Raw genomic sequence first — 23,958 nt, forward strand, 5'->3', positions numbered from 1 at the left:
CCGCTCCCGGTCGTGAGCGGTCAGCCGCGCGCGGTCTCGCGGCAGGGCCGGGAGCGACGCGCCGGTTCACCGGCGCGGGCCGCCTCGTACCAGTCGTCGATGACGGCGGCCGTGCGCGGCCAGTCGAGATCCGCGACCGCCCGCCGCCCGCGCTCCACCATCCGGGCGCGGGCGGCGCCGGCGTCGAGCACCCGCCTCAGGTGCGCCACCAGGTCCTCGGCCGACCCGCTGCGGAACACCCGGTAGGCGTTCCGGTCCGCTATCACCGGGCCGAGGGTGGCGTCGGAGGACACGACGACCGCCGTGCCCAGGGCGAGGGCCTCCAGGGCGGCCGTCGGGATCCCCTCGCCGATGGACGCGAGCCTGCGGGAGGCGAGCACGAAGACCTCCGCCCGGCTGACCAGCGCGTGGACGTCGTCGCCGGACAGCTGCCCGGCGAACTCCACGCCCGCTCCGGCGAGCCGTTCGAGCCGGGCGCGCTCGGGCCCCTCCCCCGCGATGACGAGGCGCACCCCTGGGCGTACGGCCCGCAGCCGGTGGAATGCCTCGATCGTCAGGGCGTGGTTCTTCACCGGCACGAGGCTGCCCACGCTGACGATCAGACCGGGTTCCACGACCGTCCGCGCCCTGATCGCGTCCAGGCGGGGCAGGTCCAGGCCGCTCGACATCGTGCGGATCGCCTCGGCCGGGACACCTGCCCTGTGCAGGTCGGCCGTCGGCCGGGCGCCGATGGCGACGAATCCGGCGACGTGGCGGAAGGCCCACGGCATCACCGCGCGCTGCCCCATCGCGAGCGCGCCGTGCACGGTGAGCAGCAGCGGGACGCGCAGCCGCCGGGCGGCCGGGCCGAGGAAGAGCGCCTCACGGTGGTCGCCGTGCAGGTTGACGACGTCCACCGGCCCCAGGCCGGGGAGCGCTGCGGCGCACTCCAGGGCGAACGCGACCGGGTCGGACCTGCGGGCGGCGACGCGGCCGAGGCGGGTCGGCGCCGGCGTCACCGCCTCCACACCCGGCGGGACGTCGCCGCGCCGCCGGGCGACCAGCACCTCGTGCCCGCGCAGCACCTGCTCGCGTGCCAGGCGCGCGATGTAGCGCTCCTTGCCCCCGGGGTCCGGGGGCAGCCGATATCCGATGTGCAGAATCCTCACGTCGTCCTCCCCGAGATCGATCTGTCCGCCCCGCGCGAGGCGTGCGGGGCGCCGCGCCCCCGCAGCACGGCGGCGGCCGCCCATCGGACGTCGCGGGCGCCGGGCAGCAGGTCACGGGCGTCCAGCCCGGCCACCCGGGCGAACCACCCGACCTCCACCAGGGCCATGGCGCCGTAGCTCACGGTGGAGGCCAGCGCCGCGCCGGCCGGTCCCCACATCGGAATGAGCACGGCGTTCAGCGCGACGTTCGAGGCGAGGGCGCCGGCGCTGACGGCGGTCATCGTCATCGGGCGGCCCAGCCGCACGAGGTACTGCTCGACCGGCCGCAGCAGGGACCACGCGACGGTCCCCGGCGCGAGCGCGAGCAGCGGGAGCACGCTGCCCGTGAAGGCCGCGCCGTACAGTCTCGGAATGAGCAGCGGCGCGGCGCACGCGAGCACGCCGACGGCGGCCGACGAAAGCATCAGGTTGAGCCGGATGGCGCGCGCCGTGACCGCCCGGGCGTCGGACTCGTCCCTGACCGCCTGGCGGGACAGCACGATCTGCGCCAGCGCGTCGGTGGGCACCCTGGACAGCGACAGGAACGACGTCGCCACCGTGTAGAGGCCGACCTCGGCCGGCGCCGCCCAGGCGTTCAGCAGCAGGACGTCCACGGTCAGCAGGAGATGGAACGCCACCGCCCCGAGGTGATACCGGCCCGACAGCGCCAGTTGCCTGCGGGCGAGGGCCACCTCCCCGCGTACGGGCAGCCCGAGCGGGCGGGCGAACAACACGAACGGCAGGAGCGTGGAGACGGCCCAGCAGGCGACCACCGCGGTGAGCGTGAGTCCGCCGGCCACGGCGAGCAGCAGGATCGGGACGTACAGCACCACGGCGGACAGCACGACCGACCGGTTGGCCAGCCCGACCCGGGACTCCAGCAGCGCGATCCCTCTGAGGTTGACCGCCGCGACGCCGAACGGCACGGCGAGCAGCGCCACGACCACCAGGTGGGTGGCGGCGGTCAGGGCCAGGGCGCTCACCGCACCCAGCGTCAGCAGGGCGGAGGCGGCGCCGAGGATCAGCCCGAGGACCGCGGCGTTGCCGACCAGGGGCCGGTGGCGCTCCAGGACCGGCCACAGCGCGATCTGCGACCTTCCGACCGACAGGTGGCCCAGCACGGTCGCGATCCCGGCCGTGGTGGTGATCGTCGCGTAGACCCCGCGCCCCTCCGGCTGCAGGCAGCGGGCGAGGAACACGCCCGCCACCGCGGCCAGGACCAGCGGGATCGCCTGGCTGGCCATGGTCTGCAGGAGAGTCCTGACGCCGGTCCTCATCCGGTCTACCTCCCGCGGCGAGCCGCGAACAGCCGCTGGTACATGCCGAGGTGCTCCTCGGTGACGGCCTCCATGTCGAGGTTCTTCCACGCCCACGCCCGCGCGGCCGCGCCCATCGACGCGGCGAGCGCTCGGTCGTCGAGCAGCCGGGCGATGCCGTCGGCCAGCGCCTCCGGCGCCGCGGGGGGCACCAGGACGCCGCGGTCCTCCAGCAGTTCCGGGGTGCCGCCCACGGCCGTGGCGACGACCGGGCGGCCCGCCGCCATCGCCTCCATGACCGCGTTGCTCAGGCCCTCCTCCGTCGACGGGAGAGCCACCACGTCGGCGCGGGCCAGCAGTCCCGCGTTCTCCTGGCGGAAGCCGAGGAACCGCACGTCGACCCCGGCCTCCTCGGCCTGCCGCTCCAGGCTTGCGCGCTCGGGCCCGTCGCCGACGAGCACGAACGTGCAGGGCCGGCGCCGCCGGGCGAGCAGCGCCGCCGCCTCGACGAGGAACCGCTGCCCCTTGTTGTCGCTCAGCCGGGCCACGCACGCGACCACCGGAAGCGCGCTGCCGACCGGCTCGGGCTCGGCCCGGTCGAAGGCCGACGGCGCGAGCCCGTTGTAGATCACGCTCACCTTGCCGGCGGGCACGCCCTCGACCTCGCGCGTGCCCTGCGCGATGGCCACCGAGTTGGCCACGACGTGGTCGGTCATCAGGTTCACCAGGTGCTCGAACGCGGCCGTCCAGGGCGCCTTCTGCCGCAGGTAGCCCTGCGTGCGCCGGGCCGTGACGACCACCGGGACCCGGGCCAGCCGCGCGGCGGGCGTGCCCAGCAGGTAGCTCTCGTAGAGGAAGCCGTGCACGACCTCGGGCCGCAGCCGGCGCAGCAGTCGCACCAGCCGGACGAACGCCCGCAGGTTGCCGGCCGCCGACCCGGCGCCCCGGGAGAAGCCGAGCCGGTGCACCGGGATCCCGGCCGCGCGCAGGTCGTCCTCATGCGGGCCGCCCCTGGACAGGACGAACACGTGGACCTCGACGCCCCGGTCGCGCAGCCGTTCGGCGAGCAGACACAGTTGCCGCTGCGCGCCCCCGAGGCCCAGATGCCCGATGAGGAGCACGACGCGCCGCACCTTGCATGCGTCCGCGCCTTCGTCCGTGCCTTCGTCCGCGATTGCCATACGAGGGACCTCAGGTTCTGTGTACGAGTGAGTCGGCGGGGTCGGGGTCGGCGGACCTGCCGCCCTGCGGCGTCCTGGTCCACGCGACCGCGGCCAGCAGGCTCGCGATCATCACGATCGGCATGCGCTGCCGGAAGATGAGGCCGATGTTCGACATGGTCGTGGCGTATGCGACGGAGCCGGGGATGACGAACAGCAGGATGATCAGGAGCATCCGCCGGTCGTGCCGCCAGAGCCTGCGCGCCCCGAGCACGGCGCAGCACAGCAGCCAGTACCACAGGAGCGTGTCTACCTTCCCGAGCTGAAGCGCCAGGCTCCCGCTCATCCACGGGAAGGGGGACAGCAGCGTGTAGACGAGCTTCGGCCCCAGGGCGTTCCATGCGCTGCCCTCGTCGTCGAAGACGACGCCCGAGCCGCCCTCCGCGTTCGCGAGCCGGGTGTGCTCCGACTGCCCGCGGTCGAGTTGCTCCTGCACCGTGCCGAACGGCCCGCTCTGGTCGACGCCCTGGTCGACGCCCCGGTCGACGCCCTGCAGGAGCAGGAAGACCGGGATCAGCAGCGCGGCGAAGGCGACCAGGCCGCGACCGGACAGCGCGCGCCTGATCCGGGCGACGCCGACCAGCAGCGGCAGGGCGCACATGAACACCATGTACGGCCGCACGTTCCACAGCGCCCACAGCAGCGGCGCCAGGGCGATCACCTTGCGCGGGTCGAAGCGTTGCATGTTCGACGCGCCGAGGCCCAGGCAGGCCACCACGAGGAACGCGTTGAAGCCGTCCTTGAAGGTGTCGGAGGTGTGCAGCAGGAAGCCGGGCAGGAACGCCGTGATGACCAGCAGCCGGAACGCCGCACGCTCGTCGGCGCCGACGACCCGGGCGAACCGGTAGAGGACGACGCACACGGCGCAGGCGATCAGTGCCACCACGGCGGTGCAGGCGAGCGGGGCCGGTCCCCCGCACAGGTACATGACGAGCGCGAAGACGTGACACGGCACCGCCACCCCGTAGACGGAGCCGAGCTCGTCGGACGTGACGAAGTGCACTCCACTGTGCCGCCACAGCTCGACGATCCCGAGCGCCCTGGCCTCGTACGAGAGGTTGTCACCGCCATACCCGAGGCCGTTGGAGCGCAGGACGAGGACGTGGACGACCAGCCGGAGCGCGAAGGCGGCCAGCAGCACGGGCAGCGCGCGCCGCGCCACCGGCGGGGCCAGAGTCGTGTGCGCCATCACGACCAGCAGCACCGCGACGACGATGACGACGATGTACTCCACCTGGGATCACCTGGAGTTTCCGGCGCACGCCTCGGCGTACAGCGCCTCGAACCACTCCGCGGCCCGCCCGATGTCCACCAGGTCGGCGCTCTCCCCCGCTCCCGCCCGTAGCCGGGCCAGCGTGGCGGGCCGCATCGCCCGCAGGATGCCCCCGGCGAGCGCGTCGGCGCTGCCGGGCGGAGTGAGGATGCCGTTACGCCCGTTCTCGACGAGATCGGGCACGCCTCCGACGGCGGTGGACACCACGGGAACCCCGGCCGCGAGCGCCTCCATGACGACGACCGGCAGCCCCTCCCATGAGGAGCTGAGGACGAGCAGGTCGGCGGCGGCGATCAGCCGTCCCGCGTCGGGCACGTGGCCGGCGATCCGGACGGCGTCGTCGAGCCCGAGCCCGGCGATGCGGCGGCTCGTCGGCTCCAGCTCCGGGCCGGACCCGGCGAGCAGGAAGACGGCGCGCGAATCGGCCGCCACGACCCTGGCGGCGGCGTCGACCAGCAGGCCGTGGTTCTTCTGCGGCCGGAAGTTCGCGACGTTCACGATGAGGAACGCGTCGTCGGGGACGCCCCACTCCCGCCGGGTGCCCGCGGCCAGCGTGGCCCGGTGCCGCTGCTCCGCCACGCGCACCCCGTGCACGCAGGTGTCCGGGGCGCGCCCGCGCCTGCCGGTGCGCGCCCGGGCGACCTGGGGCGAGACCGCCACGGTGCGGCTGTCCAGCCAGCCGGTGAGCCGGTCCAGCAGCATGGTCGGCGGGCGGTAGCGCACGTTGTGCACCGTCGAGACCAGGACCGGCCGGGGCCGCCACAGCCGGGACACCGGCCGCAGCAGCGCCCCGGGCAGCGGCGAGTGCAGGTTGACGACGTCCGGCCGCAGCCGTCTGACCTCGCGGAGCAGGCGCGCGAGCCGCAGCGGCCGCGGGCAGGCGGTGAGGTCCACGACCTCGATTCCCACCGACCTGAGCCGCCCGGTCAGTTCGCCGGTGGACGCGCTCAGGCACACCACCGTGTAGCGGTTCGCCGGACGCGACGTGGCCAGCAGCCGTTCGACGAGGAGCACCTCGGCCCCGCCGACGTCGAGCGTCTTGATCACTTCACAGACATGGACACCGCGCATCGCGCTCGATCCCCTCGAAAGGCGTTCCATCGGGGTGCTAGCGGCGCTCGACGGCCCGCAGCCCCGAGCCCGTGACGCCGATGTACTTGCCCTCGTAGGCGAAGACACGGAAGAGCGACTGCCGCTCCGCGTACTCCCGGAAGACCAGATTGTCCTGGATATCGTCCATGACCATCACGTGCCTGCCGGTCAGATGGGGCCGCACCCGCCGGAGGAAGAACTCCCGCCCATCTCTGGTCTTGTCCGAGTCGTAGTGGACGAGGTCGACCATCGTGTCCGGGGACAGGAACTCCTCGAGATTGCGGCGGTCGCCCTTTATCCGCAGGGACCACCGGCTTTTCAGGTCGTTCGGCACGACATATCCGATATAGCGCTCTGGATTGGCGAGCCGGAAGAACGGGAAATCACTGGACATCAACCGTCCGGTTCCGTTGACCCGCATCGCCGCGAGCATCGCCGCGGTGGACCAGCCGGCCGCCACTCCCGTCTCCAGGGCGAGCGCGGGCCTGACGACCCTGGTCAGCAGATAGAGCAGTTCCAGACCGCCGGCCCCGCCCAGGTCCACCCCCGCGGCGGCGAGCGTCTCCATGCGCGGCCGGGCGAGGTCCGCGAGGGACTCGGCGAACTCCTTGCCCTCCCGCCACAGGACCGGGTCGACGGAGTTCCCCCACGCGTCCATGTCCTCCGCGTGTTTCGCCGCCCAGGCGCGGGCGGCGTTCCGCTCCCGGTCGTGCCCATGGCTCAGTCGCGACCATATTTTCCGCGTCATCACGGGGAGATAAGCGGGACGGGCGGCATTTCTGGCGACGACGCGAATATTCATAACCGAATGATACGAGCGCCGTTCATTCGCTATCGGGAGCGCCATCGGAATATCTCGGAAAACGGAGCGGAAGAAAAATTCACCGGAGCCGGTAGACCGCGTAATCGCCGGAGCGGTACACCGGTGTCGCGCCGGCCGGCGCCTCCGGATCCCCCGGCCGCCGCTCGGACACCAGCCACCGCACGCCGTACCTGTCACGCAGCAGCCGGCCCGCCGGAGAGGCGGGGTCGCGGACCGCGGCGTCGTTGTCCCGCAGCAGTCGCTGGTCCCGGAACGGGATGTCCTGCACCCGCACGCCGGGACGCCAGCGCGCCATGTTCGCCGAGGTGTACGTCCAGCCCTCGACCAGCACGCGCCGTTCGGCCAGCGCCGCCAGCCAGAAATGCCGGCTGTCGCACGGGCTCTCATGGCCCCATCGGCAGTGGGCGTCGGTCGCGACCAGGTCGTCGGGGCTCGAATGGGCCCGCAGCCACCTGGCCGCCGCCACCGTCCCCTCCGGGACCGTACCCCCGGACACCCCGGCCTCGGCGGCGCCCTCCCCTGTGCCGCCTGTAAGGACGCCGCCGTTCGGGAGCGCCCTGGTGACCCACGCGGCGGGCAGGCCGAGGGCGCCGACGAGGAACACCGTGCACGCCCACAGGCGCGCCCCCCGCCACCCCCTGAGCGCAAGGGCGCCCACGACCAGGGTCACGACCAGGGCCAGCACGCCGTACGGCAGGTAGAGGAGCCCCTCCGGCCGCCCGGGCTCCAGGGGAACCCGGACGCCGCACAGCCACCGCACCAGGACCTCGATCAGCACCCCGGCCGCGACCGCCACGCCCGCGGTGCGGTACGGCAGGCGCGCCCGGGCCCGGGCCGCGGACAGCCCGCGTGCCGCGACGACCATCAGGTAGGGATAGGACCCGGCCAGGAAGTAGATCTGGCTCATCTGGCAGTGCCCGAGCAGGAGCACCGCGCCGAGGCCGGATCCGCCCATGCCGAGCATGAGGAGCACCCCCAGCGGCGTCCGCGTCCCCGGCCGGCCCGCGAGCAGCCCGAGGACGCCGAACCAGATCAGCGCCCAGCACACCGCGTACAGGGCGGCGACCCCGAGCAGCGAGGCGGTCCCCGGACGCGCGTCGCCCCGGCCGGTCAGCTCGCCCCAGGTGACGCGTACCAGCGAGAGGGGATCCACGACGATGCCGTTGCGCGCGCCGCCGAACAGCACGAACTGCGCGAAGAGCAGGCACACCCCGGTCATCGCCGCCACGGCGAGCAGCGCCGGGGAGACCCGGCGGCGCCTCACCGCCCCGACCGCGCCGGCCGTCGCCAGCCCGGCGGCGAGCAGCGGCAACTGGGTGGCCTTGGCGCCCATCACCCCGACGAGGAGGACGCCGAGCATGGTCCATCGGCCCGCACCGCCGCGGCCTTCGAGCAGGTCGGCCACGAGCAGGACGACGGGCGCGAACAGCAGCGCCCCGAACGTCTGGGACGGGCTCGTCCACGACTCGGCCTTCCAGGTGAACACTCCCGTGCTCGGCCCGAGGTACAGGCTCGGCGCCGCGACGTAGAACGTGCCCGCGACGGCCGCCAGCGCGCCTGCCCGGGAGCCCGCGCCGCGCCTGGCGACCATCCCCAGCAGAACGACGAGCGCGGCCAGCACGGGCAGCATGCCGAGCCGGAACAGCAGCACCAGCGGCTCGACGCCGGTGACCCAGCTCGCCGCCGCGAAGTGCGCGTACACGAACCAGTGGTAGAGCAGCGGCTCCCCCGCGACCATCGGGGTCGCGGGCGGCACGTGGTGTTTCAGCTCCCCGATGAGCGCCAGGTGGTAGGGCAGGTCGACGTTGACCGAGGCCATCCCCGGCCAGGTGAGGGCGGTGTGCCGGAAGAAGGTCACCGCGCTCCAGGCGACCAGGCTCGCGACGGTCAGCGCCAGCGCCCACGACCACCACACCGGCGCCGGCGTGCGGAGCGCCCTCGATTCGCGTCCGCGCAGCCGGGGGACCACGGCGACGGCCGCGAACGTGGCGACCGGCCACGCCAGGACGAGCAGCGGGACCCCGGCGGCCCGGGCTGCGGCGTAGACGACGACCTCGACGGCGTAGCCCAGCGCCACGCCCAGCGCGATCTCCTCGGCCAGCGTGCGGCGGCCCCGATAGAGAGCCCGCACCAGAAGCGTCCCCGGCAGCGCCACGCAGACGGCGAGGTATCCCGCGAAGAGGCCGAGATCCCTGACGGAGACGCCGTAGAACAGCGCCACGCCCGCGGTGAACGCGGTCACCGACACCGCCGGCAGCCATCTCAGGAGAGGGGCCGGGGCGGATCGGCCGGCCCGGCGGTGAGGCCTGCGGCCCTCGACCGGTCGCGGTGGGGTGAGTGCTGTTTCGGCCATGCGGCAAGCCTCGCGACCGCCGGAGGTCCGCCCGGGACACGACGCCTGCCCCCGGCGGAGTCATTGCCACTCCTTTGTACGCGTGGAACGCCCCTCCCACGCGGAAAAGGCCGTGGAGACCGCGCGATCGGCGGCATTCCGCTTCCCGCCATTGCTTTACCTTTCCGTCCGGCCCGCGCCGATCGGCCTGAATCATGCCTCGGTAGGGAATGCGGAAAGGCTTCGCCGCCGCCGTGACGGTGTCGGCGAAAAGCTCAAATCGCGGGTTAGCTTCTCCGTCGTGAACAGGCTCATCACCGAGGAGCCCGTGGTGAGACCGGACGGCCGAATTCGGGTCATGGAAATCATCGCGCGCATGAACATCGGCGGCCCGGCGACCCAGATCCTGGGGTTGTACGAACGGCTGAACACCGAGGAGTTCGACCACCGCCTCTACACCGGGCAGGTCGAGGAGGCCGAGGGCGACCGGCTCAGGGAGACGGCGGCGCGGGTGCACCGCGTCCCCGGCCTCGGCCGCTCGATCCGGCCGGGCGACGACTGCCGCGCGCTGCTGCGACTGGCCGCCGAGATGCGCGCCTTCCGGCCGCACATCGTGCACACCCGTACGGCCAAGGCGGGCGCGCTCGGCCGGGTGGCCGCACGCCTCGCCCGGGTCGGTTCTGCTCGGGTGCACGTCTTCCACGGCCACCTGCTGGACGGCTACTTCTCGCCGGCCAAGCGCCGCCTCTACGTATGGGCGGAGCGGCGACTGGCCGCCATGACCGACCGGCTGGTGACGGTGGGCGCCAACGTGCGCGACGACCTGCTCGCGGCCGGGATCGGCCGTCCCGGGCAGTACGTCGTGATCCCGCCGGGCGTACGGCTGGGCCGGGTGCCCGGCCGGGAGGCCGCCCGCGCGGAGCTGGGCCTTCCCCCGGACGCGCCGGTCGTCGCCTTCGTCGGCCGGCTCACCGGGGTGAAGCGGCCCGACCGGTTCCTCGCGGTGGCGCGGGCCGTGCTCTCCCGCCTGCCCGCCTGCCGGTTCGTCGTCTGCGGCGGCGGCGAGCTCACGGACGAGGTGGAGCGGGCCGCCGCCGCCACACCGGGCGCCTTCCACCTGCTGGGGTGGCGGGCGGACGTCGAGGCCGTCTACGCGGCGGCCGACGTCGTCCTGCTCACCTCCGACAACGAGGGCACGCCGCTGACGTTGATCGAGGCCGGCATGGCGGGCACTCCCGTCGTCGCCACCCGCGTGGGCAGCGTCGAGGAGGTCGTCCGGCACGGGGTCACCGGCCTGCTGGCGGCCCCGGACGCGGGCGAACTGGCCGAGCACGTCTTCCGGCTGCTGACCGACCCGGTGCTCGCCTGCCGCATGGGCGAGTCCGCCCGCCGCTGGACGACGGAGTCCTTCGCGGTCGAGCGCCTGGTGGCCGACACCGAGGCGCTCTACCGGTCGCTGTACGCCGCGTCCAGCCCGTCGTTCCCAAGGAGCATCGCGTGAGAGTCCTCGTGACCGGAGGCGCCGGGTTCATCGGCGCCAACCTCTGCCGGGCGCTGACCACCCAACCCGAGGTCGAGAGCGTCACCGTGCTGGACGACCTGAGCAGCGGGGACGCGGCCAACCTCGCCGACGTCGGGGCCGACCTCGTGACCGGCAGCATCCTCGACCGGGACCTGCTGGCCGAGCTCGTGCCCGGCGCGACGCACGTGATCCACCTCGCCGCGCGGCCCTCGGTGCCCCGGTCGGTGAAGGACCCGCTCGCCTCGCACGCCGTCAACGCGACGGGGACGCTGCACGTCCTGGAGGCGTGCCGGGCCACCCGCCCGCACGTGATCCTGGCGTCGTCCTCCTCGGTGTACGGCGACAGCGACGAGGCGTGCAAGCACGAGGACCTGCCGACCCGGCCGTTGAGCCCGTACGGCGCGAGCAAGCTCGCCACCGAGGCGTACGCGCTGGCGTACGCCGCCAGCTACGGCCTGCCGGTGCTGCCGTTCCGCTTCTTCAACGTGTACGGCCCGCTCCAGCCGGCCGGGCACGCCTACGCCGCGGTGATCCCGGCGTTCGTCAGCGCCGCGCTGGCGGGCCGGCCGGTCCCGATCCACGGCGACGGGCGGCAGGCGCGGGACTTCACCTACGTGGGCTCGGTGGTGGACGTCATCACCGACGCCGCCGTCCGCCGGGTCACCGGCGACACGCCGGTGAACCTGGCCTTCGGCACCCGCGTGTCCCTGCTCCACCTCAAGGACGCCCTGGCCGCCGTACTCGGCCGGCCGGTCGAGGCGGAGTTCCTGCCGCCCCGCGCGGGCGACATCCGCGAGTCGCAGGCGTCGGCCCGCCTGCTACTCGACCGGTTCCCCGGCGTCCGGCCGGTGCCGCTGGAGGAGGGCCTGCGCCTCACCGTGACCTGGTTCGAGAAGACGTCCGGCGCCCGGGGTGCCTGACATACCACCTTTGCGCACGAAGTCCTATTGCGATCCTGTCAACCTCCACTTGCTGGGAGAAGGCCTTGACCACGTCAAGCGGGAACACCTATCTGATCACGGGCGGGAGCGGCTTCGTCGGATCCCACCTGACCGATGCCCTGCTCGCTCGCGGCGACTCGGTCGTCGTCCTGGACAACATGTCGACCGGCCGCCCCGCCAACCTCGCGCACCACGCGGGTGACCCGCGGCTGCGCGTGGTCCGGGGCTCGGTCCTGGACGAACTCGTGGTGGACGAGCTCGTGCACGAGTGCGACGTGGTGGTCCACCTTGCCGCCGCCGTGGGGGTGAAGCTGATCGTCGAGCAACCGTTGCGCTCGCTCACCACCAACATCCGCGGCTCGGAGATCGTCATCGAGGCGGCGCACCGCTACCGGCGGAAGATCCTGGTGACCAGCACGAGCGAGATCTACGGGAAGAACTCGGCCGGCCCGCTCCCCGAGTGGTCCGACCGGATCCTGGGCAGCCCGGACGTCGTCCGCTGGGCCTACAGCACGGCCAAGGCGGTGGAGGAGATCCTGGCCAACGCCTACCACGGTGAGCGCGGCCTGCCGACGGTCGTCGTCCGGCTGTTCAACACGGTGGGGCCGCGGCAGAGCCCGGCGTACGGCATGGTCATCCCCCGGCTCGTCCGGCAGGCGCTGACGGGCGTGCCGCTCACCGTGCACGGCGACGGCACGCAGACCCGTTGCTTCGCGCACGTACGCGACGTCGTGCGGGCCCTTCTCCTGCTGCTTGACGACGACCGCGCGGTCGGCGGGACGTTCAACGTCGGCTCCAGCGACGAGGTGAGCATCCTGGAGCTGGCCAAGCTGATCGTCGAGCTCACCGGGAGCACGTCCGGCGTCGATCTCGTTCCGTACGCCGAGGCGTACGGCAAGGGCTTCGAGGACATGACGCGCCGGGTTCCCCACACCGGCAGGCTGCGCGCTCTCACCGGGTGGACACCGGCCCTGTCGCTGGACGACATCCTGCTGGAGACCATCGCCGACGCCCGCGCCGAACTCGCGGCCCCGGGCCGGTGAACGGCACCACCGCCCTGGTCACCGCGATCAGCGCCTTCGCCGGCTGCGCGACGGCGACCCCCGTGGTGCGGCGTCTCGCGCTGCGCTGGGGACTCACCGACAGGCCCGGTGGGCACAAGTCGCACCGGCGGCCGACGCCCTATCTGGGCGGCATCGCCATCATGCTGGGCACCGTGGTCCCCCCGGTGGCGCTCGCCGGCGCGGCCGGCCAGCGGATCGCCGGCATCCTCGTCGGCGCCGTGGCCATGGCCCTGCTCGGGCTGATCGACGACGTCGCGCCGCTCCCCCCGCCGACCCGGCTGGCCGTACAGGCGCTGGCGGCCGGGGTGGCCGTGACGAGCGGGGTCGTCGCGCCGGTGACCGGGACCTGGCCGGACGTGCCGATCACCCTGCTGTGGATCGTCGTGGTGACCAACTCGTTCAACCTGCTCGACAACATGGACGGCGCGCTGGGCGCGGTCACCGTGGTCAGCACCGCGCTCCTGGCCGCCGCCGCCTTCGTGTCCGGGCGTCCGGAGATCGGCCTGCTCCTGGCCGCCCTGTCCGCCGCCGCCCTGGGGTTCCTGTTGTACAACTGGGCGCCTGCGCGGATCTTCATGGGGGACGCCGGTTCGCTGTTCATCGGGTTCGTGCTGGCGTCCTCGGCGGCACTGGTGATCACCGGCACCGGGACCGGAACGGCGGTCGCCGGCCTGCTCCTGCCGACCTTCGTCGCGACGGTCGACACCGGGATCGTGCTGCTGTCGAGGCGCAGGGCGGGCCGGTCGCTGCTGCAGGGCGGCAGCGACCACCTCTCACATCGACTGCACCGGCTCGGTCTCGGCAAGCGGCTCACGGCCCTCGCGCTCGCCGTGCTCGCGGCCGCCGCCGGCCTGGTCGACCTGGCGATGACGCTGGGCTGGATCGCGCCGGTCGGCGCGGCGATCGGCGGCGTCGCCGCCGCCTGCGTCGCCGTCGTGCTGCCGCAGCGCGTGCCGGTCTACCCGCCGGCCCGTCCTCAGACCTCTATCCCTGTAAGGGGCTGACACTCATGGAACTGCTCTATTACGCGCGGCTGATGCGCAGATACTCGCCGCTCCTGCTGCTGTCCGTGCTTGCGGGAGTGGGGACCGCCCACGTCGTGACCGTCAACACCCCGCCCAGGTACCTCGCGTCGATCACGATGCTGGTGTCCGCCGACACCAGGGAGGGCGGCCTTTCGACCGCGCTCCAGGCGGGGGCGCTGTCCCAGCAGCGGGTCCAGTCGTACGCCACCTTGCTGACCAGCCGCCAGGTGATCGGCCGGATCGCACGCGGGGAGGACGTCGACGATCTGCAGGCCAGGATCACGGCCGGTGCCGTCCCCGACACCACGCTGCTGCGGGCCACGGTCGCCGACAGCGTTCCGGCCCGGGCGGCCGCACGGGCGAACGCGCTGGGTGCCGCGTTCGCCCAGCTGATCGACAAGATCGAGCGGCCCACACCGAAGAGCCCGCCCACGATCCGGGTCACGGTTGTCGACGAGGCCGAGGTCCCCAAGGAGCCGGTCGCCCCGCAGCCCTTGACCAACATGGCGCTCGGCGCGCTCATCGCGCTGTTCGCGGCCGTCGCCGGCCTTGTCCTGCGCGACCGCCTCGACACCACCGTCAAGACCGCCGAGACGCTGCAGCAGGTCGCCAGGAGTTCGATCCTCGGGGTCATCGGCTACGAACGGGACGCCAAGCGGCATCCGCTGATCCTGCGCGACCAGGGCCGGTCGTCGCGGGCGGAGGCGTTCCGGTCGTTGCGGACGAACCTCCAGTTCATCGGCGTGGACAGGCAGCCCAAGTCGCTCGTCGTGACCAGTTGCCTGCCGGGCGAGGGCAAGTCGTCCACGTCCGTCAACCTCGCGATCACCATGGCCCAGGCGGGCTGGCGGGTGGTCCTGGTCGACGCCGACCTGCGGCGTCCCAGCGTCCCCCGCTACCTCGGCATCGAGGGCGGCACCGGGCTCACCGACGTGCTCATCGAGCGGGCGCGGCTGCGCGACGTGATCCAGACGTGGGGGCAGCCGGGCCTTTCCGTGCTGCCCAGCGGCCGGATCCCGCCGAACCCCAGCGAGCTGCTCGGCTCGCGGGGCATGCGCTCGGTGCTGGCCCAGCTCACCGAGGAGTACGACATGGTGATCATCGACGCGCCGCCGCTGCTGCCCGTCACCGACGCCGCCGCCCTCGGGGCGATCTGCGACGGTGCGCTGCTCGTCGTGCGGCACGGCAAGACCCGGCGCGAGCAGGTGCTGCGGGCCGGTGAGCTGCTGTCGTCGATCAACGCCCGCCTCGTCGGCACCGTGCTGAACTTCGTGCCCGCCAAGCACGGCTCCTACTACGGCTACGGGTACGGATACGGGTACGACTCGGGGGGCCAGGAGACCGCGTCGGAGACGCCGCAGCCCCAGGCGCCCATGCCGGTGTAGCGGACGAACCACGTGCGTGGGGCCGCGTCGTGTGACGCGGCCCCACGCGTTCGTGTGCGGCGACCGGCGGCGTCAGGCCGGCGCGTGCGTCAGCAGGCGGATCGGGACGGCGAGCGCGTCCGTGATGCGGCGGGCCGCCTCCCGGTAGGCCCTGCGCGGGCCTCCGTAGGGGTCGGCGATGTCGGGCCGCTCCACCCGGACCAGCCCGCGCAGCGCTCCTGTCTCCTCCAGCAGGGCCCGCGCCCGGCGCGCGGGATCCGCGTGGCCCAGCACTCGCCCGGCGGGGACGGCGCGGGCCAGCGCGCCGAACTCGACGATGGTGAACGCGCGCGTGGCCGCGACGGGATGCAGGGCCACCGCCTCGGCGCGGTGCTCGGACGAGGCCGCCAGCACGAGATCGGCGCGGGACACCTCCTCGGCCGTGAGAGGCCGTGAGGCGAAGTTCTCGGGATCGCCGCCGAGCCGCAGCAGCACCCCGCTCGCCCGCTCGGCCATCGGGAGTCCCGGCCGGGCGTGGGTGCCCGCGCTGCCCACGAGGATCGGCGACCCCGGACCGAGCGCGGCCAGGGCGAGCCGCTCGGCCATGGCCGATCTGCAGATGTTCCCCGTGCACACGAACAGGATGCGGAAGGTCCCCGAGCCCTCCGGCGTATGCGTACGCTCCATGGGCGGGACGCTAGGCCGAGCCCGGCGCGCCGCCGCTCGCGGCACGCCGGGCTTTTACGGTTCCTGTCGATTCCCTCGTGCGGGCTCCTCAGGCGCCGCAGCCCCTGCCGTCGGCCGTCACCAGCGTCCGCTGCGGGCGGACGAGCGGCTGCACCGGGACCACGGGGGCCGCCGCCGAGTACGGTTCGAGCAGGTCGAACTCCAGCGTCCTCGTCTGGCCGGGCGCGAACTCCAGCACCTTGGAGTAGACGGGATGCGACCGCTCGGTCTCCGAGTAGTACGAGATCGGCCGGCCGTCGAGCCGGACGGCCGTCGCCTTCGCCCCGATCCCGGCGTACAGCGACACCCACAGCATGTTGGAGCCGGCGGCGTGGGGACGCCGCGGGTCGTCGAGCCGGCCGGTGACGTAGGCGGGCAGCGGCCCGCGCGGCACGTCGTTGGTCAGCCGGACCCGCACCCGCGAGGTGCGCAGCCCGTCCGGGCGGCACGGGCCGAGCTCGTAGGTGAGCGAGCGGTCCAGGTAGTAGTCGAGCTTGGTGCCGGCCGAGTTGTTGACCACGAGCCCGGCGTACGGCTCGCGCCGCTCGGGCAGCACCCCGCCGATCGGGGTCGCCGCGAGACGGCGCTGCTCGTCCTCGGCCCGGCTCCAGACGGTGAGCCGGCGCTCGCTCACCATGCGCGCGAAGGCGGGCAGCAACCGCGTGGGCTTCCCCAGCCGGTCGGTCAGCGCCTCGCTGACCGCGCCGGCGATCCTGATGAGGTACTTCTTGCGCTCCGCGGGGTCCGGATAGCGGGCGTAGGCCTCCCGCTCGGTCAGGTCGACGACGTTGCCGGCCGTCACCGTCTCACCGCCGGGGAGCTTCACCGGCCCGATCGCGCCCAGGATGTAGGAGAGGCCGACCGGGTCGGTCGCGATGGCCCCGTCGAGCTCCTGGCCGGTCTGACGGCGCCACAGCCCCGTCCAGGTGGCCGCGGCGTAGGGGAAGTGCGGGGACAGGTTGGACACCGACAGCGTCGTGGTCGCGCCCCGCCCGTATCGGGAGGCGAACGCGGAGCCGAGATCGGCGACCGGCTCGGTGCTGGCCGCCATACCGGTGTTGGCGGACAGCCGGGCGACGGACACCCTGCCGCCGTCGGCCTTCAGCACGCCGAACGCGCCGACGAGGCCTCCGGTCCCGCGGGCCTCGGCGTTGGTCTCGAACGCGAGGAAGTAGCGGCGGGGACCGTCGCGGCCCAGCATGGGCGGCAGGAGCGCGGCGGCCTGGGCCCCCTGGCTCAGCATGCCGTGCAGCCGTCCCGCCTCACGGAGCACGGTGTCGCGCGCCCCGTCCAGGGCGGCCAGTCCCGTCGACGCCGGGGTGCCCGCCACGCGTGACCGCGCGGCTTCTACTCGGAGGGCGCCGTCGCGCAGCACCGGCGCCATCGCGTCGAGGGCGGCCAGCGCGCGCCGCAGGTCTCCCGGCACCCGTGCGCCGGGGGACAGCAACGGCGCGGCCGTGCGCTCCACCCGGGACAGCACGTCGGTGATGTCCGCGACGGACGCGGCAAGCCCCCGGGTCGTCGCCGCGCCGTCGCCCACCACCGGGAGGTGGGTGAGCAGTGCCCAGTAGAGACCGCCGGTCAGCCGCCGCGCCTCCGCCGCGTGGGCGCGTGCCTCGGCGAGCGTCGCGGCGACGGAGCGGGCCGGCCCGATGGCGCCCGGCCGCAGCCGGAGCAGGGCGGTCCGCGTGGCCTCCAGATGATCGCGCACACTCAGCCCGAGGTGGGCCGCCCAGCCCCCGGCCAGCACGAGGCCGAGGGCCAGCGACGGCAGGCCGACAACGACCAGCCGACGGTTCCTCTTACTCGGCACCGCTCGACCGGCGGCGTCGCGCGGAGACGAGAGTGCAGCCCAGAGCGACGGCCAGCAGGCCGGCGCCCGCCGCGGCCACGCCCACCGGCGCGCCGGTGAACGGCAGCTGACCGCCGCCCGCCGGACCGGCCGCGACCGGTGCGGGACCGCCCCCGCCCATGGTCTCCTCGGGGCCCATGCCGGCCGGCGCCTCCTCGGAGCTCTCCTCCTCAGGGGCCTCCTCTTCGGAGGTCTCCTCCTCAGGGGCCTCCTCCGACTCCTCCTCGGTGGGCTCCGACTCCTCGGCGGCCGCCTCCGGCGCTCCCTGGGCGCTCTGCGCCGCGTTCTGCACCGGCATGATCCCGCCGTTGCCGCCCGCGCCGACGGGTGCGACCACGGGCTGCGCGTTTGCGTTGGTGGTGTCGTTGTTCGTGTACGTCTGCGGCCAGTTCCAGCCTTGCCAGTTCTGCTGCGGCCAGATCCAGCCGTTGTTGTTGTTATTGCAGTTGTTGCCCTCGCAGACGGTCTGCGGCTCCGCCTGCTCGTTGTTCTGGATGACCGGCCGCACACCCGGATCCACGACGTTCTCCACCGTGATGGGCCTCGGCGGATAGACGCCGTCGTCCGACGGCAGCACGGTGAAGCCGACGGACTGCGCCGCCGCGGCCCCCGGTATCCCGAGGGCCAGGCCGCCGGCGACCGCCGCCGCCAGGAAAATAGGTATTTTAGTTCGCGCCACTTGGACTCCCGATAACGGCCGCTCAATTATTTGAGCATTTGCCCGGATTGCCAGCGAAATCTCGCTGCTCGACTGTTATATGCGCCCGGCGAAGAGCCGCTCCATCACGGCGCACGGTGCTTACCGAAGGATCGGCCAGGTTTTCGCTTCGTTGACCACAGCCGAATAGGCGTGCCAAAGAGTTCGCCAACACCTCCTGCGAGACCGCCGCCGGCGGATGACCGAAGGCCATACTCGGTCCGTGCGCGGAGCAGACGACGGAGCCGTGAGAACGGTCACGCGGGCCATCGGCGAGCTGTGCCTGCCCGCGGGGCTGGTCCTGCTGCTGTTCTACGCGTACCTGCTGTGGGGCACCGGCGCGGAGACCGAGCGGGAGCAGCGCGTCCTGCAGCGACGGCTCGGCGAGGTCTTCGGCAGGCACGACGGGCAGGCGGGCCCGGGCCTGGGCCCGGTGCGGCTCGGCGACGCCCTGGCGCTGCTGCGCATCCCGCGGCTGGGCGCTCATTACCGGTTCGCCGTCGTCGAGGGCGTCGGCCCGGCGGAGCTGCGCAAGGGCCCCGGCCACTTCCCCGGCACGGCGCTGCCCGGCCAGGTGGGCAACTTCGTGCTCTCCGGCCACCGCACCACCTACGCCGCGCCGTTCAACCGGATCGACCAGCTGCGGCCCGGCGACGACATCGTGGTGGACGCGCGGGACGCCCGCTACACCTACCGGGTGACGCGCAAGGAGGTCGTGGACCCCGGTGAGGTCGACGTCGTCGATCCCGTCCCCGGCCACCCCGGGCAGCGGCCCACGACCGCGTTCATGACCATGACCACCTGCCACCCCAAGTTCTCCGCGGCGCAGCGCCTGGTCGTCCAGAGCGTGCTCGTCCGCCGCGAGGAACGCTAGGGAGTGTCTGACAAATGCTGCCCGTCGCGAGCGTGGATCCAGGTGGATGCATCGCAAGGCCGAGGAGGAGCCCATAGCGGAGCTATGGGCGACGACGAGAACGCAGCGAGGCGCCGCCTGGGCGACGCGCAGCAGGGCTTGATTCGTCAGACACGAACTAGGACTGACCGAGGGAGATCCGGCGTGTACAGGTTCCTCTGGCGGCGGCTGCCCGGCGGCACCGCGCTCCGGCTGTCCGTCGTGCTGCTGCTGACCGGCGTCGCCGTGGCCGCGCTGTGGTACGTCGTGTTCCCCTGGCTGGCGCCGCGGGTGCCGCTCGGATAGCGAAGCCGTCTGCTGCTGTCCCCTGTGCCCCCATAACTCGGAAGTAGGGGAAAAGTGGCCTGTCCCCTGCCGGGCCCGCCGGACGTACGTTTGCGGGTGCCTCACCCGAGACTCCACCGATCACCGGCGTGCCTCGTGGTGGTCATCCCCCGACCGAGGAGACTCCGATGCACATGTCCCCGATGCGAATGTCCCCGATGCACATGTCACGGTTCCTTCGGACCGTCTCGGCCCTGCTCCTGGGACTGGCCGTGCTGTTCACGGTGTCGCCTGCCCGGGCGGCCGCGCCGGCCGGCGAATCGGCGGCGAGCGCCGTGCGCGTGCTGCGGTACGACGCGAGCCGGGCCGCCGAGTTCCGCACGGTGATGGACCAGGCCGCACAGGTCTGGAACGCGAGCGTCAGCAACGTCCGGCTCGTGGCGGGCACGCCCGCCGACTTCGCGGTGCTCGCCGACAACGGCTGGCCCCGCACGAGCGTCACCAGGCTCGGCCGGGGCACCATCTGGATGGGCAGGGACGCGACCGCGCAGGGTTACTACCCGCTGCGCATCGCCACTCATGAGATCGGCCACATCCTCGGCCTGCCCGACCGGCGCACCGGCCGCTGCACCGACCTGATGTCCGGTCACAGCGCCCCGGTGAGCTGCACCAACGCCAACCCCAGCGCGGCCGAGCGCAGCGAGGTCGACGCGAACTTCGCCGGCTCCGCCCTCGCCGCCGGCGAACGCGCCGGCCGACTCTTCGTCGACCGCGCGGACGCCGCCGGCGACCTGGTCCCCGCGCCGTAACGGGCTCCAGGGGAGCGCCGTCCGAGGGTTCGGTTCAGAGGTGCGGTTCAGAGGTTCGGTTCCGAGGTTCGGTTCTGAGGGGCGCCGTTCGAGGGTTCGGTTCAGAGGGTGCCGTTCAGGGAAGCGCGGTCAGAGGGCGACACCGAGGAGCGCGTCGGCGACGTCGCGCACCAGCGCCGGAGAGGAGGCGTCGTCGCCCTCCTCCGCCGCCCAGGCGTCGATCGCCGCGAGCGCGCCCGGCGCATCGAGATCGTCGGCGAGGCGCTCGCGCACCGCCGCCAGCACCGGGGCGCCCGCGGGGCCCGCCTGGCGGGCCACCGCCGCCCGCCACCGCGCCAGCCTGTCCTCGGCCGCGGTGAGCTGGTCCGGTGTCCACTCCCAGTCCGCGCGGTAGTGGTGCGCCAGCAGGGCCAGCCGTATGGCGATGGGATCGGCGGTCTGCCGCAACCTGGAGACGAACACGAGGTTGCCCCTGGACTTCGACATCTTCTCGCCGTCCAGGCCGACCATGCCCGCGTGGACGTACGCCCGCGCGAACGGCCACTCGCCGGTGGCCACGTGGCCCTCGCACGCGCCCATCTCGTGGTGGGGGAAGATCAGGTCCGAGCCGCCGCCGGCGACGTCGAAGCCGCTGCCCAGGTTGCGCAGGGCGATGGCCGTGCACTCGATGTGCCAGCCGGGCCTGCCGCGGCCGAACGGCGACTCCCAGGACGGCTCTCCCGGCCGTTCCGCCCGCCACAGCAGCCAGTCGAGCGGATGGCGCTTGCCCTCCCTGCCGGGGTCGCCCCCGCGCTCGCCGAACAGCTCCAGCATGGTCTCCTCGGAGTAGCCGGAGACCGCGCCGAACTTGGGCGCGGACGCGACCGAGAAGTAGACGTCCCCGTCGATCTCGTACGTGGCGCCCCGCTCGGCCAGCCGGGCGATCAGTTCGGCGATCTCCCCGACGGTCTCGGTGACCCCGACGTACTCGCGGGGCGGCAGGATGCGCAGCCCCTCCATGTCGGAACGGAACAGCTCGATCTCGCGCTCGCCGAGGGAGCGCCAGTCGGTCCCGGTCGCCTCGGCCCGCTCGAGCAGTGGGTCGTCCACGTCGGTGGCGTTCTGGGTGTAGTGCACGTCGTGGCCGGCGTCCCGCCACACCCGGTTGACCAGGTCGAAGGCGAGGTAGGTGTTGGCGTGCCCGAGATGGGTGGCGTCGTACGGCGTGATGCCGCAGACGTAGAGCCGGGCCTCGCCGGAGGGGGCCGTCTCCCGCACCTCACGGGCAGCGGTGTCGTATAGACGGAGCGGAAGGCCCGGACCAGGCAATCTGGGGACATTCGGAGCAGACCACGATCGCATGGTGTGAAGCCTATCCGCGCGGCCGGCGGACCGGTTCAGCCGGTGTGCTCCACGAGGTGTCGATCTCGTGCCAGGTGGCGGGGTCGTCCGGCTGAGGGCAGAAGTCGTAGCGCAGCCCCTCCTCCGCGAGGGCGACCAGCGTGATCGAGAGGCTGGCGAACACCCGCCCGTCCGGCAGCCGCTGCCGCATGACCAGCGCACGGGGATCGTCCCAGGGCACCCCGGCGCCCGACGCGGGATCGAGCCACTCCCCCCAGAACCGCTCGGACGAGCCGCCCGTGGTCCACGCGGGCCGCGCCGCCCGGGAGAAGCGGGGCCGGAACCAGGCGGTGCGCGGCCGGCTCTCGCCGCGGTCCCAGCCCGAGTTCACGATGACGTGCACGCCCTGGGGCAGCTTCTCCTCGGCCAGGGTCTCGCCGTCCCAGCTCCACAGCCGTACGCCGTCGAGCCCGCCGAGGACGAGATGAAAAGGGTCATACCAGGACAGGTCGACCGGAGGGAGCTCTCCCGCGGCGGCGGCGAGGAGCGGCAGCTCGCCGCGCGAGTGGCGCCTGCCGGCCGGGGCCGCGACGCCATCGCCGTTGAGCAGCGCGGCCACGCGCCGCGCGGCGGGGTCGGCGGCCAGCCAGGTGCCGCCCGCCTCCAGGTCGCGGCCTCCGACCAGGCCGGGGTACGCGGGCCAGTGCCGGTCCGGCGACATCCACGGCCGCGTGACGAACTCGTCACGCACTCCCGCCAGGAGCACCGGCGCGCCGGCCTCCGGCTCGACGCTCACGACGACCGTACACAATGCGTGTTCCCTCCTATATCGGTAGAGACCCCTGCAGAGTGCACAATTCGCACGTTTTGCGCAAGCCTGTCTGCGGCGATCAAATCGGGGGCCATGGGATCGCCGGCCAGTCCTCGGAGGGATGCGGGTGGACCCCGGTGGCCAGCAGCCTCTTGACCCGCTCCCACGTGGCCTCCACCTCGGCCTGGGTCAGCAGCTCGCGCAGGCGCCGGCCGAGGCGCCCCCGCTCGATCTCGCGCTCCAGCCGCACCAGCACGTTGACCGCCTCGCGCGGGAGCGTCTTGCCGCGCCACTGCCACAGCACGGTGCGCAGCTTGTCCTCCACCGCGAAGCAGACCCCGTGGTCGACCCCGTACACGTGCCCGTCGGGCAGCGGCAGCAGGTGGCCGCCCTTGCGGTCGGCGTTGTTCACCACGGCGTCGAACACGGCCATGCGGCGCAGGGCGGGGTTGCGGCTGCGCATCAGGGCCATCAGGTCGGTCTCGGGATCGGCGTCGATCCACAGCTGCACCATCCCCGGGCCGAAGGGGCCGTCCCGGTAGACGGTCGGCGGCACGATGCGCCATCCGGTGACGGCCGCCACCTCGTAGGCGGCCACCTCCCGGGCCGCGAGCGTACCGTCGGGGAAGTCCCACAGGGGGCGCTCCCCGCGCACCGGTTTGTACACGCACGCCGCCGCGTGCTCGCCGTTCCTGATGGAGCAGTAGAGCGTCATGTTCGTGGCCTCGACGAGTCGTCCGGCCACTTCTAAGGTGCCCTCCCGCAGCAGGCGCATGGCCGCCGCGTCGTCCAGCCCCGGCCCGTCCACGTCGCTGATGCTCGCCTCGCCCTCGGCCGTCATCCGGTTCCTCGCCCGCGCGGCACCAGGCCGCTCCTCCACCCGTTCACGCCGCGCCTCTCATGCCGACAACCCTCCGGGGTGGTGACCGTTGAGGCGGACGCATATGTGGCCCTCGGAGTCGAGGGGCCGGCCGCACAGCGGGCACGGCGGACGGCCCGCGGCGACCACCTCCAGCGCCCGGCGGCTGAACGCGCGGGCGGCGGCGGCGCTGATCCGCACCCTGAGGACGGCGGGCTCGGGCCGGTCGTCCAGCGGCGGCTCGTCCTCCTCTTCGTCCTCGGTGGCCTCCTGTGCCTCGATGATCACCTGTGCGGCCTCGGGATCCCAGGCGAGCGCCATCGTGCCCACCCGGAAGTCCTCGTCGATCGGCAGGTCGAGCGGGCCCTCGTCGGCCAGCTCCGCGGGGGCCATGGCCGGGACCGGCGCGCGCCCGCCGCTGCGCCGCAGCACCTCGTCGAGCAATTCGTCGAGGCGGTCGGCGAGCACTGCGACCTGGAACTTCTCGAGCGCCACCGTGGTGATCCTGCCCTGGCCTCGGGCCTGCAGGAAGAAGGCTCGCGCGCCCGGTTGCCCCACGGCACCGGCCACGAACCTGTCAGGCGGATCGTAATCGAAGACCGGCATAG

At 73.2% G+C, this 23,958-nt stretch carries 22 protein-coding genes; 8 read left to right on the forward strand and 14 right to left on the reverse strand.

The genetic code is table 11. The annotated features are described in order from the left end of the window. Positions 1-20: 20 nt before the first annotated feature. The 7 genes from QSK36_RS10210 to QSK36_RS10240 all read right to left on the reverse strand — a co-directional run bounded on the left by QSK36_RS10210 (position 21) and on the right by QSK36_RS10240 (position 9,093). Complete coding sequence (locus tag QSK36_RS10210) at positions 21-1,148, reverse strand: glycosyltransferase family 4 protein (protein WP_285782185.1); 1,128 nt, start codon at positions 1,146-1,148, stop codon at positions 21-23. Beyond that, a complete protein-coding gene (locus QSK36_RS10215; RefSeq protein ID WP_183531228.1) occupies positions 1,145-2,464 on the reverse strand; it encodes a lipopolysaccharide biosynthesis protein in 1,320 nt (439 codons plus the stop codon). The genes QSK36_RS10210 and QSK36_RS10215 overlap by 4 nt, the downstream gene beginning before the upstream one ends. Positions 2,465-2,469: 5 nt before the next feature. Further along, positions 2,470-3,624: a glycosyltransferase gene (locus QSK36_RS10220; protein WP_285782186.1), complete on the reverse strand. Its 1,155-nt coding sequence runs from the start codon at positions 3,622-3,624 to the stop codon at positions 2,470-2,472. A 10-nt stretch (positions 3,625-3,634) separates the two neighbouring features. Next, on the reverse strand, positions 3,635-4,897 hold the full coding sequence (locus QSK36_RS10225; protein WP_183531226.1) for a hypothetical protein: 1,263 nt from the start codon (positions 4,895-4,897) through the stop codon (positions 3,635-3,637). 6 nt (positions 4,898-4,903) lie between these two features. Beyond that, positions 4,904-6,007 (reverse strand): glycosyltransferase, encoded by a 1,104-nt coding sequence (locus QSK36_RS10230; protein ID WP_285782187.1) that lies wholly within the window; start codon positions 6,005-6,007, stop codon positions 4,904-4,906. Between the two features lie 37 nt (positions 6,008-6,044). After that, positions 6,045-6,776 (reverse strand): class I SAM-dependent methyltransferase, encoded by a 732-nt coding sequence (locus tag QSK36_RS10235; protein WP_285782188.1) that lies wholly within the window; start codon positions 6,774-6,776, stop codon positions 6,045-6,047. Positions 6,777-6,909: 133 nt separating this feature from the next. After that, positions 6,910-9,093 (reverse strand): hypothetical protein, encoded by a 2,184-nt coding sequence (locus QSK36_RS10240; protein ID WP_285782189.1) that lies wholly within the window; start codon positions 9,091-9,093, stop codon positions 6,910-6,912. Positions 9,094-9,484: 391 nt separating this feature from the next. Here QSK36_RS10240 and QSK36_RS10245 point away from each other — a divergent pair, with 391 nt between their 5' ends. The 5 genes from QSK36_RS10245 (at position 9,485) to QSK36_RS10265 (ending at position 15,120) form a co-directional block, all read left to right on the forward strand. Then, complete coding sequence (locus QSK36_RS10245) at positions 9,485-10,684, forward strand: glycosyltransferase (protein WP_285782190.1); 1,200 nt, start codon at positions 9,485-9,487, stop codon at positions 10,682-10,684. Beyond that, positions 10,681-11,625 carry an NAD-dependent epimerase/dehydratase family protein gene (locus QSK36_RS10250; protein WP_285782191.1) on the forward strand — a complete coding sequence of 315 codons (945 nt, stop codon included), beginning with the start codon at positions 10,681-10,683 and terminating at the stop codon, positions 11,623-11,625. Before QSK36_RS10245 ends, QSK36_RS10250 begins: the two co-directional genes overlap by 4 nt. A gap of 65 nt (positions 11,626-11,690) precedes the next feature. After that, a complete protein-coding gene (locus tag QSK36_RS10255) occupies positions 11,691-12,689 on the forward strand; it encodes an NAD-dependent epimerase/dehydratase family protein (RefSeq protein ID WP_285782192.1) in 999 nt (332 codons plus the stop codon). Next, a complete protein-coding gene (locus tag QSK36_RS10260; protein ID WP_285782193.1) occupies positions 12,686-13,714 on the forward strand; it encodes a glycosyltransferase family 4 protein in 1,029 nt (342 codons plus the stop codon). Before QSK36_RS10255 ends, QSK36_RS10260 begins: the two co-directional genes overlap by 4 nt. A gap of 5 nt (positions 13,715-13,719) precedes the next feature. Continuing rightward, entirely contained in the window at positions 13,720-15,120 is a 1,401-nt protein-coding gene (locus QSK36_RS10265; protein ID WP_285782194.1) for a tyrosine-protein kinase domain-containing protein, read from the forward strand. Between the two features lie 72 nt (positions 15,121-15,192). On the opposite strand, the gene QSK36_RS10270 is transcribed toward QSK36_RS10265, so the two are convergent. The 3 genes from QSK36_RS10270 to QSK36_RS10280 all read right to left on the reverse strand — a co-directional run bounded on the left by QSK36_RS10270 (position 15,193) and on the right by QSK36_RS10280 (position 18,356). Beyond that, a complete protein-coding gene (locus QSK36_RS10270; protein ID WP_285782195.1) occupies positions 15,193-15,786 on the reverse strand; it encodes an arsenate reductase/protein-tyrosine-phosphatase family protein in 594 nt (197 codons plus the stop codon). Between the two features lie 88 nt (positions 15,787-15,874). Continuing rightward, positions 15,875-17,638: a DUF4012 domain-containing protein gene (locus tag QSK36_RS10275; protein ID WP_285782196.1), complete on the reverse strand. Its 1,764-nt coding sequence runs from the start codon at positions 17,636-17,638 to the stop codon at positions 15,875-15,877. Continuing rightward, positions 17,628-18,356 (reverse strand): hypothetical protein, encoded by a 729-nt coding sequence (locus QSK36_RS10280; RefSeq protein ID WP_285782197.1) that lies wholly within the window; start codon positions 18,354-18,356, stop codon positions 17,628-17,630. The genes QSK36_RS10275 and QSK36_RS10280 overlap by 11 nt, the downstream gene beginning before the upstream one ends. Before the next feature lie 265 nt (positions 18,357-18,621). Here QSK36_RS10280 and QSK36_RS10285 point away from each other — a divergent pair, with 265 nt between their 5' ends. From QSK36_RS10285 to QSK36_RS10295, 3 genes are all read left to right on the forward strand, one after another. Continuing rightward, a complete protein-coding gene (locus QSK36_RS10285) occupies positions 18,622-19,248 on the forward strand; it encodes a class E sortase (RefSeq protein WP_285782198.1) in 627 nt (208 codons plus the stop codon). Between the two features lie 183 nt (positions 19,249-19,431). After that, positions 19,432-19,572, forward strand: a complete 141-nt coding sequence (locus tag QSK36_RS10290; RefSeq protein WP_182902015.1) for a hypothetical protein — start codon at positions 19,432-19,434, stop codon at positions 19,570-19,572. Positions 19,573-19,739: 167 nt separating this feature from the next. Then, positions 19,740-20,360: a snapalysin family zinc-dependent metalloprotease gene (locus QSK36_RS10295; protein ID WP_285782199.1), complete on the forward strand. Its 621-nt coding sequence runs from the start codon at positions 19,740-19,742 to the stop codon at positions 20,358-20,360. 129 nt (positions 20,361-20,489) lie between these two features. Here the strand turns inward: QSK36_RS10295 and mshC are convergent, their stop codons facing one another. The 4 genes from mshC to QSK36_RS10315 form a co-directional block, all read right to left on the reverse strand. Next, a complete protein-coding gene (gene mshC / locus QSK36_RS10300; protein WP_285782200.1) occupies positions 20,490-21,701 on the reverse strand; it encodes a cysteine--1-D-myo-inosityl 2-amino-2-deoxy-alpha-D-glucopyranoside ligase in 1,212 nt (403 codons plus the stop codon). A gap of 10 nt (positions 21,702-21,711) precedes the next feature. After that, the gene (locus tag QSK36_RS10305) at positions 21,712-22,476 is read right to left on the reverse strand and encodes an NRDE family protein (RefSeq protein ID WP_285782201.1); all 765 of its coding nucleotides are present in this window, start codon (positions 22,474-22,476) and stop codon (positions 21,712-21,714) included. A 94-nt stretch (positions 22,477-22,570) separates the two neighbouring features. After that, positions 22,571-23,332: an SCO1664 family protein gene (locus QSK36_RS10310; RefSeq protein WP_139573045.1), complete on the reverse strand. Its 762-nt coding sequence runs from the start codon at positions 23,330-23,332 to the stop codon at positions 22,571-22,573. A gap of 57 nt (positions 23,333-23,389) precedes the next feature. Then, the gene (locus QSK36_RS10315; protein WP_183531212.1) at positions 23,390-23,956 is read right to left on the reverse strand and encodes a DUF3090 domain-containing protein; all 567 of its coding nucleotides are present in this window, start codon (positions 23,954-23,956) and stop codon (positions 23,390-23,392) included. Between the last annotated feature and the right edge of the window lie 2 nt (positions 23,957-23,958).

It is taken from the genome of Microbispora sp. NBRC 16548 (assembly GCF_030268985.1).
GTDB lineage: Bacteria > Actinomycetota > Actinomycetes > Streptosporangiales > Streptosporangiaceae > Microbispora > Microbispora catharanthi.

Bases quoted from the DNA above. Each gene is read 5' to 3' on its own strand.
- QSK36_RS10295 (WP_285782199.1), top strand. From the start codon at position 19,740: ATGCACATGTCCCCGATGCGAATGTCCCCGATGCACATGTCACGGTTC.
- QSK36_RS10235 (WP_285782188.1), bottom strand. From the start codon at position 6,776: ATGACGCGGAAAATATGGTCGCGACTGAGCCATGGGCACGACCGGGAG.
- QSK36_RS10310 (WP_139573045.1), bottom strand. From the start codon at position 23,332: ATGACGGCCGAGGGCGAGGCGAGCATCAGCGACGTGGACGGGCCGGGG.
- QSK36_RS10230 (WP_285782187.1), bottom strand. From the start codon at position 6,007: ATGCGCGGTGTCCATGTCTGTGAAGTGATCAAGACGCTCGACGTCGGC.
- QSK36_RS10265 (WP_285782194.1), top strand. From the start codon at position 13,720: ATGGAACTGCTCTATTACGCGCGGCTGATGCGCAGATACTCGCCGCTC.
- QSK36_RS10220 (WP_285782186.1), bottom strand. From the start codon at position 3,624: ATGGCAATCGCGGACGAAGGCACGGACGAAGGCGCGGACGCATGCAAG.
- QSK36_RS10215 (WP_183531228.1), bottom strand. From the start codon at position 2,464: ATGAGGACCGGCGTCAGGACTCTCCTGCAGACCATGGCCAGCCAGGCG.
- mshC (WP_285782200.1), bottom strand. From the start codon at position 21,701: ATGCGATCGTGGTCTGCTCCGAATGTCCCCAGATTGCCTGGTCCGGGC.
- QSK36_RS10270 (WP_285782195.1), bottom strand. From the start codon at position 15,786: ATGGAGCGTACGCATACGCCGGAGGGCTCGGGGACCTTCCGCATCCTG.
- QSK36_RS10315 (WP_183531212.1), bottom strand. From the start codon at position 23,956: ATGCCGGTCTTCGATTACGATCCGCCTGACAGGTTCGTGGCCGGTGCC.